Source organism: Mycolicibacterium austroafricanum, from assembly GCF_000612725.1.
Classification (GTDB): Bacteria; Actinomycetota; Actinomycetes; order Mycobacteriales; family Mycobacteriaceae; genus Mycobacterium; species Mycobacterium austroafricanum.
Map to the genome: position 1 here is coordinate 220,134 of NZ_HG964455.1, position 12,714 is coordinate 232,847.

General features: G+C 66.8%; 12 protein-coding genes and 1 pseudogene. 6 read left to right on the forward strand and 7 right to left on the reverse strand.

All coding sequences use genetic code 11. The annotated features are described in order from the left end of the window. Window positions 1-40: 40 nt before the first annotated feature. From BN976_RS21220 to BN976_RS21230, 3 genes are read right to left on the reverse strand one after another with little or no spacing between them, the layout of a single operon-like run. Window positions 41-1,024, reverse strand: coding sequence for an FAD binding domain-containing protein (locus tag BN976_RS21220; RefSeq protein WP_036373625.1), 984 nt, complete (start codon window positions 1,022-1,024; stop codon window positions 41-43). Beyond that, window positions 1,021-1,587: a (2Fe-2S)-binding protein gene (locus BN976_RS21225; protein WP_011779305.1), complete on the reverse strand. Its 567-nt coding sequence runs from the start codon at window positions 1,585-1,587 to the stop codon at window positions 1,021-1,023. Before BN976_RS21225 ends, BN976_RS21220 begins: the two co-directional genes overlap by 4 nt. Continuing rightward, complete coding sequence (locus tag BN976_RS21230) at window positions 1,568-3,739, reverse strand: xanthine dehydrogenase family protein molybdopterin-binding subunit (RefSeq protein ID WP_036373628.1); 2,172 nt, start codon at window positions 3,737-3,739, stop codon at window positions 1,568-1,570. The genes BN976_RS21225 and BN976_RS21230 overlap by 20 nt, the downstream gene beginning before the upstream one ends. Before the next feature lie 132 nt (window positions 3,740-3,871). Here BN976_RS21230 and BN976_RS21235 point away from each other — a divergent pair, with 132 nt between their 5' ends. Next, window positions 3,872-4,525: a response regulator gene (locus BN976_RS21235; RefSeq protein ID WP_011779303.1), complete on the forward strand. Its 654-nt coding sequence runs from the start codon at window positions 3,872-3,874 to the stop codon at window positions 4,523-4,525. Here BN976_RS21235 and BN976_RS21240 read toward each other — a convergent pair. Continuing rightward, the gene (locus tag BN976_RS21240; RefSeq protein ID WP_036373630.1) at window positions 4,503-4,871 is read right to left on the reverse strand and encodes a response regulator; all 369 of its coding nucleotides are present in this window, start codon (window positions 4,869-4,871) and stop codon (window positions 4,503-4,505) included. The genes BN976_RS21235 and BN976_RS21240 overlap by 23 nt on opposite strands. A gap of 87 nt (window positions 4,872-4,958) precedes the next feature. Here BN976_RS21240 and BN976_RS21245 point away from each other — a divergent pair, with 87 nt between their 5' ends. The 3 genes and pseudogenes from BN976_RS21245 to BN976_RS34705 all read left to right on the forward strand — a co-directional run. Beyond that, a complete protein-coding gene (locus BN976_RS21245) occupies window positions 4,959-7,136 on the forward strand; it encodes a PAS domain S-box protein (protein WP_084182357.1) in 2,178 nt (725 codons plus the stop codon). Between the two features lie 106 nt (window positions 7,137-7,242). Beyond that, window positions 7,243-7,587, forward strand: coding sequence for an SDR family NAD(P)-dependent oxidoreductase (locus tag BN976_RS32160; protein ID WP_051558523.1), 345 nt, complete (start codon window positions 7,243-7,245; stop codon window positions 7,585-7,587). 43 nt (window positions 7,588-7,630) lie between these two features. Continuing rightward, a pseudogene (locus BN976_RS34705) lies at window positions 7,631-7,766 on the forward strand (DNA-binding response regulator); the annotation flags it as partial. A gap of 89 nt (window positions 7,767-7,855) precedes the next feature. On the opposite strand, the gene BN976_RS33635 reads toward BN976_RS34705, so the two are convergent. The 3 genes from BN976_RS33635 to BN976_RS21260 form a co-directional block, all read right to left on the reverse strand. Next, window positions 7,856-8,194 carry a hypothetical protein gene (locus BN976_RS33635; protein WP_145977979.1) on the reverse strand — a complete coding sequence of 113 codons (339 nt, stop codon included), beginning with the start codon at window positions 8,192-8,194 and terminating at the stop codon, window positions 7,856-7,858. 106 nt (window positions 8,195-8,300) lie between these two features. Then, the gene (locus BN976_RS21255; protein ID WP_235622098.1) at window positions 8,301-9,530 is read right to left on the reverse strand and encodes a PE-PPE domain-containing protein; all 1,230 of its coding nucleotides are present in this window, start codon (window positions 9,528-9,530) and stop codon (window positions 8,301-8,303) included. Between the two features lie 61 nt (window positions 9,531-9,591). After that, a complete protein-coding gene (locus tag BN976_RS21260; protein ID WP_051558526.1) occupies window positions 9,592-11,049 on the reverse strand; it encodes a hypothetical protein in 1,458 nt (485 codons plus the stop codon). Window positions 11,050-11,610: 561 nt separating this feature from the next. Between BN976_RS21260 and BN976_RS21265 the strand changes: the two genes are divergently transcribed. Beyond that, window positions 11,611-11,748, forward strand: coding sequence for an excalibur calcium-binding domain-containing protein (locus BN976_RS21265; protein WP_235622110.1), 138 nt, complete (start codon window positions 11,611-11,613; stop codon window positions 11,746-11,748). A gap of 466 nt (window positions 11,749-12,214) precedes the next feature. After that, window positions 12,215-12,496 (forward strand): hypothetical protein, encoded by a 282-nt coding sequence (locus BN976_RS21270; RefSeq protein ID WP_011779295.1) that lies wholly within the window; start codon window positions 12,215-12,217, stop codon window positions 12,494-12,496. Window positions 12,497-12,714 lie beyond the last annotated feature (218 nt).

Genomic DNA, 12,714 nt, shown 5'->3' on the forward strand with positions numbered 1-12,714 from the left:
AGGATGCGGCCCCGCTGTTCGCGTCCGTGTCACCTGCCATTCAGCCGGCAGCCGCCGTCGTCAATGCTCGGACCACGCTGTTCTTCGCCAGCGTGACCTTGAACTCGTTCTGGCTCAACGGCGCGGCTCCCTCGAGCGCGGCCTCTGCCGCACACCGGAACACCTCCATCGTGGCCCGGCGCCCGGTCAGCAGCGCCTCGGCGGCGGGCACCCGCCAAGGCCGGGCGGCCACCCCTCCGAGCGCGACGGCCGCAGACTCGATGACATCGCCGTCGAACCGCAGGACGGCGGCCACGGAGACGAGCGCGAACGCGTAGCTGTGCCGGTCCCGCACCTTCAGATACCAACCGCGGGAGGAGCCGGAGTTCGGTGGAAGCTCCACCGCGGTGATCAATTCCGTAGCCGCGACGGTGTTGTCACGCTCGGGGTGAAAGTCGGGAAGCACGAAGAATTCGCCGATCGGGATCGTCCTGTCGCCCTGCGGCCCCCGCACGTGCATCACAGCGTCGAGCGCGGTCAGCGCCACGGCCATGTCCGACGGATGGACGGCGACGCAGGGCCCGCCGGTGCCGAACACCGCATGCTCTCGGTTGAACCCGTCCCGGGCGGCGCAGCCCGACCCGGGGTCGCGTTTGTTGCAGCGCTCGAACCGCGGATCCATGAAGTACGGGCACCTTGTGCGCTGCATCAGGTTGCCGCCGACGGTCGCCATGTTGCGTATCTGGGTGGTGGCCCCCGACAGAATTGCCTGGGAAAGAACGGGATATCGGGAGCGCACCAAAGCATGGTTGGCGGCGGTGGTGTTCGTGACACCCGAGCCGATCACCACGGCGCCGGTGTCGCTGAGCGTCACCTCATCGAGCCCGAGGCGTCCGACGTCGACGAGCACCGCCGGATTCTCCACGCCCGTCTTCATCAAGTCGAGCAGGTTGGAACCGCCGGCGTAGAAGCGGGCACCCGGGGCCGACACCTCGGCGATGGCGGCGTCGACGGTCTCGGCACGTCGATACTCGAAGGTTCTCATGAGGCACCGTGCACGGCGCTGATCGCGGCGACGATGTTGGCGTACGCCCCACAGCGACAGATGTTGCCGGCCATCCGCTCGCGAATCTCATTTTCCGACAGGTGTTGCGGACCGTCGACGACATCGCGGTCCGCGGGGTCGAACGACGCCGCGGACAGGTCGCCCCGCGCGTGCTCCCTCAGCATGGCCCGCGCCGAACACAGCTGACCCGGAGTGCAGTAGCCACACTGGAATCCGTCATGGTCGACGAACGCCTGCTGCAACGGGTCGAGGTGCTCGCCGTCGGCGAATCCCTCCACCGTGCCGACGGCAGCGCCGTCGATCGACACCGCGAGCGTCAGGCAGCTCAGCACCCGCTCGTGGTCGACCTCCACGGTGCACGCCCCGCACAATCCGTGATCGCAGCCCTTCTTCGTACCGGTCAGGGCCAGACCCTCCCGTAGCAGGTCGAGCAGCGTCGAGCGCACGTCCGTCTCGACAGTGCGGGTCACACCGTTGACGGTCAACTCGATGCGGCGCGTCGGTGGTGGTGGCACGGTCACGTCAGTCCTCCCGGTCGTCATCGCGCGGTCCCAGTAGGGCTTCCAGCGTTATCGGCAACTGCCTCAGCCACTTTCCGGTGGCATGGTGGATCGCGTTGGCGATCGCACCGGCGACTCCGCAGACACCGATCTCACCGATGCCGCGGACGCCGATCGGGTCCAGGCCGTAGTCCGAGCTGTCGACGAAGCTGATGTCGAAAGCCGGCCGGTCGGCGTGGGTGGGCACGTAGTACTCCCCGAGCAGCCGACCGGTGTGCGGATCGTGCGGCACCTGCTCCATCAGGGCCATCCCGAGCCCGAAGAGAATCCCACCCATCACCTGGTTGGTGGCCAGCTTCGGATTGAGCACCCGGCCGCAGTCCATCACGGCGACCCATCGGGTCACCGTGGCCCGGCCGATCTGTTCGTCGACTTCGACCTCGCAGAAATGGGCGCCGAACGACCGCGAGACCGTGTCCACATCGGGGCCCGGGCCGCTCGCTGTGGTGAACGACAGCGCGGCGGCCCGGCCCGGCCCGTCGGCGGTGGCGGGCAGAGCGTCTGCCCTGCCCCGCCATTCCTGGGCCGCCGCGAACACCGCGGAGCCGACGCTCGCGGAGGTCTGCGAGGCGCCGCTGTACGGGGCGTCCGGGAACGACGAATCACCGGACTCGAAGCTCACCTGTGACAGCGGCAGACCGGTGGTGTCGGCCGCCAGCTGGGTCATGACGGTCCGCACGCCGGTGCCGATCTCGTGGGTGGCGGCACTGAACCGGACGTGCCCGTCGGCATCGGTCTCGACGCGACAGGCGGCAGGCATCCTGCGGCCCGGGTAGGTGGCGGTCGCCATCCCCCACCCGACACGAATGCCGTTGCGCTGCAACGAACGCGACTGCAGGGGGCGCCGGTCCCAGCCGAATCGTCGGGCCCCGGTCGTGTAGCACCTGGCCAGATGCGCGCTCGACCACGGTCGCCCGTCGGTCTGGTCCACGTCCGCGAGGTTGTCCATCCGCAGGGCCAGCGGGTCGCGGCCGAGGGCGTAGGCGAGTTCGTCCATCGCCATCTCCAGCGCGAAGAGTCCCGGCGCCTCCCCCGGGCCGCGCATGAAACACGGTGTCGGCGCATGGATTCGCGCGACGGTGTGGGTCACCGCCAGTCGCGGCGACTGGTAGAGAATGCGGCTGGACACGCCGGCGGGTTCGCAGAAGTGCGCCACCGTGGACGTCTCGGTCAGCGTGTGATGTTCAGTGCTGACGATCGTCCCGGCCGCGTCGGCGACGAGCGCGACCTGCTGTTCGGTGCGCGGTCGGTGTCCGGTCGAGGTGAACATCTGGTCGCGGGTGAGAACCAGCTTGACCGGTCGGCCGACCTCGCGGGCAGCGACCGCGCACAGCACCACGTGCATCCACAGGAAGCTCTTGGAGCCGAACGCGCCGCCCACCAACGGCGACACCACGCGGATGCGCTCCTCGGGGATGTTCAGATATGCGGCCAGCACCCGGCGTTCGCCGGTGATCCACCGGGTGCAGTCGTGCACGGTCAGGTGTCCGTCGTCCCACTGCGCGACGGTGGCCGACAGTTCGATCGGATAGTGCGCGTTGACGGCCGTGCGGTACGTCTGGTCGACCTTGATGCCGGGTGGTTCGCCGCGAGGCCCGCGGAAGTCCTGCAGCTTCTCGTCGGTGAGCTTCACGAAATGGTCTGGGCGATAGGCGCCGTGCCGGATCAGTTCGTCGACGTCGTCGGCGGCGCCCCCACCGGAGACCACCTCGGTGGCGTCGAGATGGGCAGGTGCGGCAATGTAGTCGAAGTCCATCAACGAGGCGGCATGCACCGCATTCTCCGGCGAGTCGGCGACCACCAGCGCCATGTGCTGGCCCACATGCTGCACGGTGAGATCCGACAGCGGCGGACGCCGTTCCAGCGGCAGGTCCCACGTCAGCTCTTTCGGAAGCACCTGCAGCGGAGGGCAGTTCGTGGGCGTCAGCACATACAACACGCCTGGTGCTGCACTCGCGGTTGCCGCCGCTGCGTCGACCGATTCGGCGGTGACACGACCGTGCGGTATCTGCGCCTGGACCAACGCCGCGTAGGCCACTCCCGCGACCTGGGTGTCTGCGCTGTAACGGGCCTTCCCCGTCACTTTGTCGACGCCCTCGACGCGATTGACGGGCAGACCCACGGAGGCAACCATGGCATTCAGCTTTGTCACCGGTGGTCTGCGCGTCGAGGACGCTGCCAGGAGTCTCCGGTTACCGCTAGCACCCAATCGCGGCGTCTCGATGCAACAATGAGGCGCCATTTTCACGCGGGGCCGGGAGGACACATGAGCGCGCTGAAGGTTGTCGTCGCCGATGACGACGTGCTGTTGCGCGAAGGTCTGGCCAGCCTGTTGGAACGCTCGGGCTTCGACGTCGTCGGTCAGGCCGGCGATGGTGAGAAGCTACTGGAGTTGGTACGTACCCGGCAGCCGGCGCTGGTGCTGACCGACATCCGGATGCCGCCGACGCACACCAGCGAGGGGCTCGACGCGGCGAAGATCATCCGGCAGGAGTCCCCCGAGGTCGGCATCGTCGTTCTCTCCGCCCATGTGGACGTCGACCATGCGATGGAGCTGCTGGCCGGGGGCCACGCCATCGGCTATCTGCTCAAGACCCGGGTGACCGATGTGGCGGACTTCGTCGACACGTTGCAGCGGATCGCCAACGGCGCGTCCGTCGTCGACCCGGCGCTGGTGGCCGAGTTGGTGTCGGCGCGCAAGCGGGACGACCCGCTGGCCGCGCTCAGTGCCCGCGAGCACGAGGTGCTGACCTTGATGGCCGAGGGGCTGTCGAACGGCGGCATCGGCCGCAGGCTGTGGGTGACCGAGGGCACGGTGGAAAAGCACGTGCGCAGCATCCTGACCAAGCTGAACCTGCCCGAAACCGGCGATGACCACCGCCGGGTCCGCGCGGTGATCATGTACCTGGAGACCCGCTGACGCGGTCCAGCAGCTTCCTGACCGCAGCCGGGGACAAGGTGAGCTTGGGCAGGAAGCCCAGGGCCGGACTCGCGGCGATGAGATCGGCGAAATCCTGCTCGTCGTGGGTGGACGTCAGGATGACGGGCACGTCGTCCAGGCGCTCGGCGACGTCGAAGCCGCTTTCGGCGCCGAGGTCGACGTCGACCAGCGCCACGTCCGGGTGTAGTTCCTGAGCCCGGCGCAGCGCTTCGGCGGCGTCGCGGGCAGTGCCGACCACCACGATGCCGCCGCGTTCGAGCATGGCGCGGGCCGCGTCACGGAAGTCGGCGCTGTCGTCGACGATCAGGCAGCGCGGACCGTTCATCCTTCGAGCTTGGCAGCTTCGCAGACCGTTGGCATTCCTGTTAACGGGAAAGTTCGGGACTACCATCGGCCGGTGACCTGGCAATCGGTGCCGACCCGCTTCCTGGAACGCGTCGTGCGGTCGCCGGCGCGGCCACTCGGCCTCGGGATCGCAGTGGCGGCCGGGTTCTTGGCGGCCGAGGTGCTCGCCGTGTTCGCACTGAAGAAGATCGCGCCCGAGAACGCGTTCGGCGCGCTGCTCCTGCTGGGCGTGCTGGTGGTGTCGGCCGGCTGGGGATTCGGATTGTCGATCGCCACCTCGCTGGCCAGCGCCGCCGTCTACGCCTACCTCCATCTGGAGGGCCGCGACAGCCTCGCCCCTGCCCTGATCATCTTCCTCACGCTCGCGCTTCTCACCAATGCCCTTGTCGGGCAAGCACGCCTGCGTGCCGCCGAAGCCGAGCAGCGGCGGCGGGAAGCCGACCTCTCTGCGGACCTGGCCCGCGTCATGCTGCGGGCACCGGCGCTGGGGCCCGCGCTGGAGGACGCGGGGCGGCGCTTCGCCGACGTGCTCGGATTGCCGTACGCGACGCTGACGGTCGGTGGCGGCGCGACCGGCGCCGACGAGATGGCAATCGACCTGGTCGACGGGGCCGAGCACACCGGAACCCTGCTCGTGCCGAGGGATCTGCCGTTGGCGTCGGTTCGGCGGATCCACCGGATGGTGCCGTCCCTGCAGGCTCTGCTGGCTGCCGCATGCGACCGCGAAGACATCACCGCGGAGCTCGAAGCCAGCCGCCGCGAGCTGGAACGGTTCTTCGCCGTGGCATCGGATCTGCTGTTCATCGGCACGTACGTCGACGGCGTCGCACAGCTGACACGGGTGAACCCGGCGTTCGAGCGGGCACTCGGATACTCGGCGGCAGAACTGGCGGCACGGCCACTGACCGAGTTCATCCATCCCGACGACCGCGACGGCACGGCCGCCGCGCTCGACTCGGTGCCACAGACGGACGGCGCCACGCAGTTCGAGAACCGCAGTCTGCGTCGGGACGGCGGTGTGCGCTGGCTGGAGTGGAACGTCGTCTCCGACCGCGGTGTGCTGCTCGGCGGCGCCCGCGACGTCACCGAACGCAGGCGGGAACAGGACCGGCTGCGAATGGCAAGGACTCAGCAGGCGGCGCTGCGTAGAGTCGCGACGTTGGTGGCGCGCGGAGCCCCGCTGTCCGAGGTCTACGACGTGGCGGTCACCGAGCTGGCGCACAGCCTCGGCGTCAACCATGTCACCCTGTTGGCCTTCGAGGCCGATGACCACGCCGTGGTCCGGGCGGCGCTGAAGTCCGCGCATCAGCCGGGTTTCGCTGTGGGAGACCGGCTCTCGCTCGACGGTGGAAGCATCAGCGAGCAGGTGCACCGCACCGGCGTAGCGGCCCGCATCGACGACTACAGCGAGGTGCCCGGGCGGATCGCCACCCGTCTGCGCGAGCTCGGGATCCGCTCCGCCGCGGGCTCCCCGCTGACCGTCGACGGCGGGACCCGAGGCGTGCTGGTGGTGGGATCACATGCCGCGCAGGGCGTTCCGGATGGCACCGAGGCCCACATCGGCGACTTCGCCGATCTCATCTCGACGGCGATCGCCAACGCCGAGACCCGCGCGGAGCTCACCGCGTCACGCGCCAGGATCGTGGCGGCCGCCGACGAGGCCCGACGCGGCTTCGAACGCGATCTGCACGACGGCGCCCAGCAGCGGATCGTGTCGTTGAGCCTGCAACTGCGCGAGGCCGAGGCGGCCGTCGAGGGAGACGAGGCGCTGCGGACCCAGCTGTCGACTGTGGTCAACGGTCTGGCCGGGCTGCACTCCGATCTGCAGGAGCTGTCCCGCGGACTGCATCCGGCGGTGCTGTCGCGCGGCGGCCTGAAGCCGGCGATGCGCAACCTGGCGCGCCGCTCCACGGTGCCGGTCGAGTTGACCGTCGACATCGACCGCCGTCTGCCGGAGCCGGTCGAAGTCGCGGCGTATTACGTTGTCGCAGAATCGTTGACGAATGTCGCCAAGCACGCTCAAGCCGACTCGGTGACGGTGGAGATCGGGCTCGACGACGCCCCGGACGGCGGCACGCTGCTGCGGCTGTCGGTCACCGACGACGGCACCGGCGGCGCGTCGGCCGACGGCGGATCCGGCCTGGTCGGCCTGCGCGACCGGGTCGAGGCGCTGTCGGGTCAGCTGACGGTGACCAGCCGACCCGGTGACGGGACGAGCATCAGCGCGACAATCCCGGTCGACTAGAAGTCAACCCGGCGGGCCGGATCAGGGTCTCAGTGCTCGTCCGCTACTGAGCGCATCCACAGCCGCCTCATGGCCGAGCCTCATCGGCGACGTCTTTGCTGGAGACATGACCGACAACGTTGTTCGCCACCTCCGTCGATCCGCACGCACCGGAGACGACGGAGTCATCGTCATTACGCACGCCCACACCGATACGGGCTACCGACTCGCTCAACGACTGCTCACCATTGGGCAGCGCGTCGTCGTCACCGGGAGGACTCTGTCGCCGTTGGCTAGAACGCTGCACGGCCACAGCAGTTCCCACGTGATGGCAATCGTCGCCGATGTCGACGACGCAGACCAATGGACGCGGTTGATTCAGCTCGCCGAGCAGCGCATGGGCCGCATCGTCGGCGTCCTGGACGGACGGCGCATATCAGGGCGGTCGATACCGGCGACCGTCATCTACTGAGCAGGTCGTGTGATCCACGTTCGATCGCTGACCGTTCGATGTCGATTTCGGCGGCCGATCCAATGCCGGCGAGCTCTACATCTCGTATCTCCGGAAAGAGATCGACTCGGGCCGTGAACACATGATTCACACCCTCCGCGGCTCGGGTTGTGCTGAAGCCACCGATGCCACACCGGTGACACGGGTCGTCATCTGACCGCCGGCCGCCCCGGTGAAAACGAAAGCGGGCGTAGCTCACACGCTACGCCCGCCCGCGATCGTCAAGGGGTCAGAGTCGCCATGGCGCGACACCAGGAGCTCCCGACGGCCCCGGCCCCACACCGAATCCTGCCGGGCCCGGCGCAGGTCCGGGTCCCGGTGCACCGATACCAAGGCCCGCCGGTCCCGGTCCGCCGATACCGAGGCCCGCCAGCCCCTGGCCGGACCCACCCGAACAGGGCAGCAACGGTAGGCACAGCCGCGGTCCGGGCCCGCCGGGCCCACCGGGGCCGCCGGGCAGCGGTTGTGCGCCCGCCGCACCCGCACCGAAGCTCAGCGCAGTCAGTCCTGCGCTCGCACACACCGCCGCGGCCGCGACCGCGAAGCGCGGAGAATACTTGGACGCCATCGACGTTCCTCCTCTGAAAAGTGTTGCCAACCAGACACCTTCGACCGTATTCCCGCGACATGGGTGCGACTTAGCCGCCAGATGGGTGGAACGCGTGGATTCGATCTCAGCTGTCGTCAGTGGATGTCGAGTCTGTCGACTGGTCAGCCGAATTCACAGTGGAGTCGTCGTCGTTCGCGTCGTCGGCCGATTCCGCGCCGGCATCGTCGATCGACTCCGCTGCGGAATCGACGTCGGTGTGGTCCGCCTCGTCCTCACCGGCGCTGTCAACGTCCACGTCCGGGTCCTCGACGTCAGACGGCGTCAGTTGCGGGCCGTCGCCGGCGGTCGTACCGGATGAATCGATGTCGCCGAGTACATCCAGGGAATTTCCGCCGTCTGCTGCCGCTTCCGATTCGGCCTCTGCCGACGAATCACGGCCGGCGACGTCGTCCGACGTCGCCTCCTCGGAGGTCGAGTCCTGCACGGCGCTCAACGAGCTGATCTCGACGAGGTCAGCCGATTCCTCGACCGGGCTCTGCTCGCCCTGCGGCTCAACGTCTTCGAGGTAGTCACGGTCGTAGGCCTCGTCGATGATCTCCCGCAGCGGCTCCTCCCACTCGTCCGCCAGCCAGTCCAGACCGAGGTCGCGAAGCCCCTGCAGAAGTGGAAGATCTTCGGTCGGGACGAAGACGTAGGTGGTGTTTCCCTCGGTCCACACGTAATTGGCGTCGTCATCCAGGTCGACGTCGGAATAGTCCAGGTGCACGTAGTAGAACGCCGCCAGTGCGTTGGCAAGAGCGAGCAGATTGAACGGATTGTCCGGGAAGTCGGCGATGGGATCGTATTCCCGCGCAACGTCTATCACCGAGTACTGCGTGTCGGTGGGGGTCAGCAACGCGTCGCCGTACCACCATCCGTTGATGCCGCCGTACTTACGCCCTCCGTTGCCGATCAGGACGAACGTCAGGTCCTCAGCGTCGGGGGCATCGACGTCGTCGGCATGCTCGTCGAGCCACACCGACGCCACCCGGGCGCCGCCGCTGAACGCGTAGACGATCTTCTTGTCACCGGCACCGTCGGCGGTGATGTTCTTGATCGCATAATCAAGGGTTTCGACGTTGCTGTCGACGCCGATTTCGACTGTCCCCAAAGGCAGAATCCACTGGTAGTAAACCTCGCGGCACACCCTGGGCTCTTCGCATGGCTCACCGCTCAGGTTGTTCGTCATATCCCACGGCGTCGGTCCATGGTGCAGCACGGTGGCCGCATCGTCACCGAGCAGCTCGGCGGCCCCGGCAACGGTGGGCGCAGCCCCCAGGGCCGGCACTCCGGCCAGCGGGAACGCCGCTGCCACCAGGGCAGCTCGTGTCCATCGATTCCTGGTACCGGCTTTTCGATGCCTCCCTGGCACGCTCTTAGTCATCGGCGCCGCTCCCCGTGTCGCTACTGCTTGAATCGTCGTCTCCGGTAGCGGTTTCCGTGTCTGTATCGCCACCCTCGTCGTCGGCCGACGAACCCTCGGACGACGTGTCGTGGTCGGAGTCGGCTGTTTCCGTTTCGTCCTCGTCACTCAATTCGGATGATTCCGGGTCGATCTCCGGCGCGGTGCCTGTGGCACTTTCCTGGCCATCAGATTCTGTCTCCGTCGCCACGTCACTCTCGAGGACGACGTCGGCGTCCTCGTCGGCCCGATCCGCGTCTACCCCGTTCGTGGCCGCGTCCTCGTCGGCTTGCTGCGGCGCTGACTCGAACTTCGCCAGAAGCGTTTGCACAGACTCTGATTCAACGTCGGGCCCTTGGCCGGTAGTGCCTTGTGTGACCTCCGCCGCGGTCGGATCGTCCTCATCAGCTGTGGTCGCAGAGACGAGTACAGATGTGGTGTCTGATTCGCCCTCCTCGCTGCTCGGCGGCAGCTCGCCGTCGAAGGGCGTCGGGTCTTCGGGGTGCTCGGGGTCGCACTCGGGGCACAGGATGCTGACGAACGGTTTGATCAGGTCGGTCACCAGCGTGTAGGGGTATCCTTTCCACAGAAAGCTGCCCGGGACAAAAGGATTGAACGCCTCCCACAAGGCTGCCCCGAGCCGGGTCACCGTCTCGACGATCTCCGTGAGGGTGACCGCCTCCGGCGTGTTCTCCGCCGGGTCGGCCAGCAGATAGTTGACGACGCTGTACACCGGGTCCCACGGGTTGAGCTGCACCGACTCCCCGGACCACGGAACCTCGTCGCCCTTTTCACCGTCGATCTCTTCGCCGGCTGCGCTCTCGGCGTCGCTGACGGGATTGTTCAGTTCGGGAAACGTGTATCCCGTGATGAGATCCCAGATCGGCACCTGGAACATCTCACTCAGGATTGCGTTGGCGTCCTCGCAGGTAGGCGGGGCCGTGCCCGTGCAGCCCGCGTTCATCGGCAGGTTGGCCTTGGCCCACCACGACACTTGTTCACCCAGTGGCTCGGAAAGGGCCTCGAACGGGATCAGGAGGTTGATGAGTGCGGTGATCTTCGGCGGATCCGCGGGGTCGTAGCCGAGCACGTTGGTTTCCGTGTAGACCCACCAACTGCCGGTGACCTCCAGAGAATAGGACAGGTCGTTGAGGGCGTTGATGTACGCGCGCGGGATGCTGATGATCGCATTGACGATGTTCTCGGGGATGTTCCAGACCGAACCGCTGTCGAGGTCCAGTGCCACCGGCGTGTAGGACTGGTCGGCCCAGATATCGCATCCATCGGTGAAGTACCCGCTACACGCTTCGCCGGTGGTGGTCGCGGCCGCGAGACTGTAGCGGTCAGTGCTGACCCGGGACTCCTCGTCCGGTGGCTGGATCGGGGCGACCGTGATGACGCTGGCCCCGACGAGCGCGACACTCGCCGTCATGTACGGACGTACGGTGCCAACCATGACGCCCCTTTCTTCTCCGTTTCTGAACCCGCTCATTCACTGGCGGCCACGAAGCACGGTGCGCGATCGGTGAGGGGGCCGATCGCGCACCGCACGGCCGACATGTGCAACATCCGCCCTCGCCGGCAGCACACGCTTGAACGAACGCCGCCGACATGCAGCAGCAGCGTGCACCGTGCCGCTATGTCTGCGCTGTCAGGAAGTTAGGTGCGCGCTATGAAGTCCGACGGCATGCGTCCTGTGAAATCGACCCACCGTCCCCGGAGTCGGGCGCACGAGGGGATGACGACGAGGGCGGAATGGTGGTGTGTCGCTTGATCTCGTCCATCCGGGTCGCATGCTCGAAGATCGCCGAGGACTCCGAGTAGACCGTCAGCATCGCCGTACTGCCCGCAGCTTCGATGCCAACAGACTGCCGCTCAGGTCGGCAGGCAAGAAGCCCTCACCCCATTCGTGCCGGTAGGACAACAGGTCAAGCGCTTCTGCTGCTCCTGCGCTGCGTTGCTTGCGTGCGCCATCGGTGTGGGCGTCAGTCCGGTGGCTCTGGCCAACGCCGCACCTTACGAAAACTGCACAGATGCCCGAGCCAACGGCGACGCCAATATTCCGTCCAGCAGCGACAGGTACGGATCGCATCTCGACCGTGACGGCGACGGCATGGGGTGCGAGTCGTAGCAAGTTGGTCGGAGTGCGATCGCCCAGACACCTGGCGAGGTGTTCTGCGCGGAGAACCAGCGCCGGCCTGACTCCTCGAACGGGGAAATGCCGTTCGAATTCAACGCAGCGGTGGCATGGTTGACGCAGCAGTCCAACATGTCTGAGACCGAAGCCGTCCGCCTCGTCGACAACATGGGCGAGACAATGGTCGGGCCTGAACGGAAGACGGGAGGTCACGTGCCATGGCCAGTGAGGTTGCTCAGCCACTGGAATCAGCTTCGGTCTACCCGCCCGTGCTCACGCTGACATCACTCCCAATCATGACAGCATCATCACCACGAACGCCTGCGAAGCCTGCTGGGTTTGTCAGACGGTCAGATTTCTCGACAACCTCGCATCTCTTTGGAGTTTCCAGCCAACAGGCGTTGCAGGTCATCACCGAAATGCGCCTTCTAGAGAACTGCGATCAGGACGAGGACGTCTGATGATTAAGTTGATGGCTACAGTTGCCGCCGCCGCAATTTCTGTTCCGATTATTGGGATCATTCCCGTAGCCCATGCAGCTCCCTACTGTGAACTCGGCAATCTGCTCATTCCGCAAGAAGTCCATCATGTCGGCACGTACCGTGACGCTACCTGCGCGATGGTTGCCGACATCGTCGCCACCAGTGACGAGAACAACTGCGTTCGCTCTGTGACTGACTATGTAGTGAGTCGCGGCTACGACCCGTACGTGGGCAAGGACATTGCCCTTCACAACTGCTGAATTCGACGTCGGCATCGGCTACGCGCTGTTGCTGCGGGTACTCCCGCCCGGACGTTTAGCCTCGATTTTGCATCGAGTTGATGACGGGTCCGCTCGGTCACTGAATTGTGTTGCTGGGTGGTCGTTGTCGGGTGGCGGGCGTGGTGGGGTGTCCCGTGTCGCCGGGTGGGGCGGGCTTTCCCAGGGCCTGGTCTTTCGTGGTCGGTGGGTCGAGTGAT

Excerpts from the sequence above, each read along its gene's own strand:
- BN976_RS21220 (WP_036373625.1), bottom strand. The coding sequence starts at position 1,024 with ATGAGAACCTTCGAGTATCGACGTGCCGAGACCGTCGACGCCGCCATC.
- BN976_RS21225 (WP_011779305.1), bottom strand. The coding sequence starts at position 1,587 with ATGACGACCGGGAGGACTGACGTGACCGTGCCACCACCACCGACGCGC.
- BN976_RS21230 (WP_036373628.1), bottom strand. The coding sequence starts at position 3,739 with ATGGTTGCCTCCGTGGGTCTGCCCGTCAATCGCGTCGAGGGCGTCGAC.
- BN976_RS21235 (WP_011779303.1), top strand. The coding sequence starts at position 3,872 with ATGAGCGCGCTGAAGGTTGTCGTCGCCGATGACGACGTGCTGTTGCGC.
- BN976_RS21240 (WP_036373630.1), bottom strand. The coding sequence starts at position 4,871 with ATGAACGGTCCGCGCTGCCTGATCGTCGACGACAGCGCCGACTTCCGT.
- BN976_RS32160 (WP_051558523.1), top strand. The coding sequence starts at position 7,243 with ATGACCGACAACGTTGTTCGCCACCTCCGTCGATCCGCACGCACCGGA.
- BN976_RS33635 (WP_145977979.1), bottom strand. The coding sequence starts at position 8,194 with ATGGCGTCCAAGTATTCTCCGCGCTTCGCGGTCGCGGCCGCGGCGGTG.
- BN976_RS21260 (WP_051558526.1), bottom strand. The coding sequence starts at position 11,049 with ATGACGGCGAGTGTCGCGCTCGTCGGGGCCAGCGTCATCACGGTCGCC.
- BN976_RS21270 (WP_011779295.1), top strand. The coding sequence starts at position 12,215 with ATGATTAAGTTGATGGCTACAGTTGCCGCCGCCGCAATTTCTGTTCCG.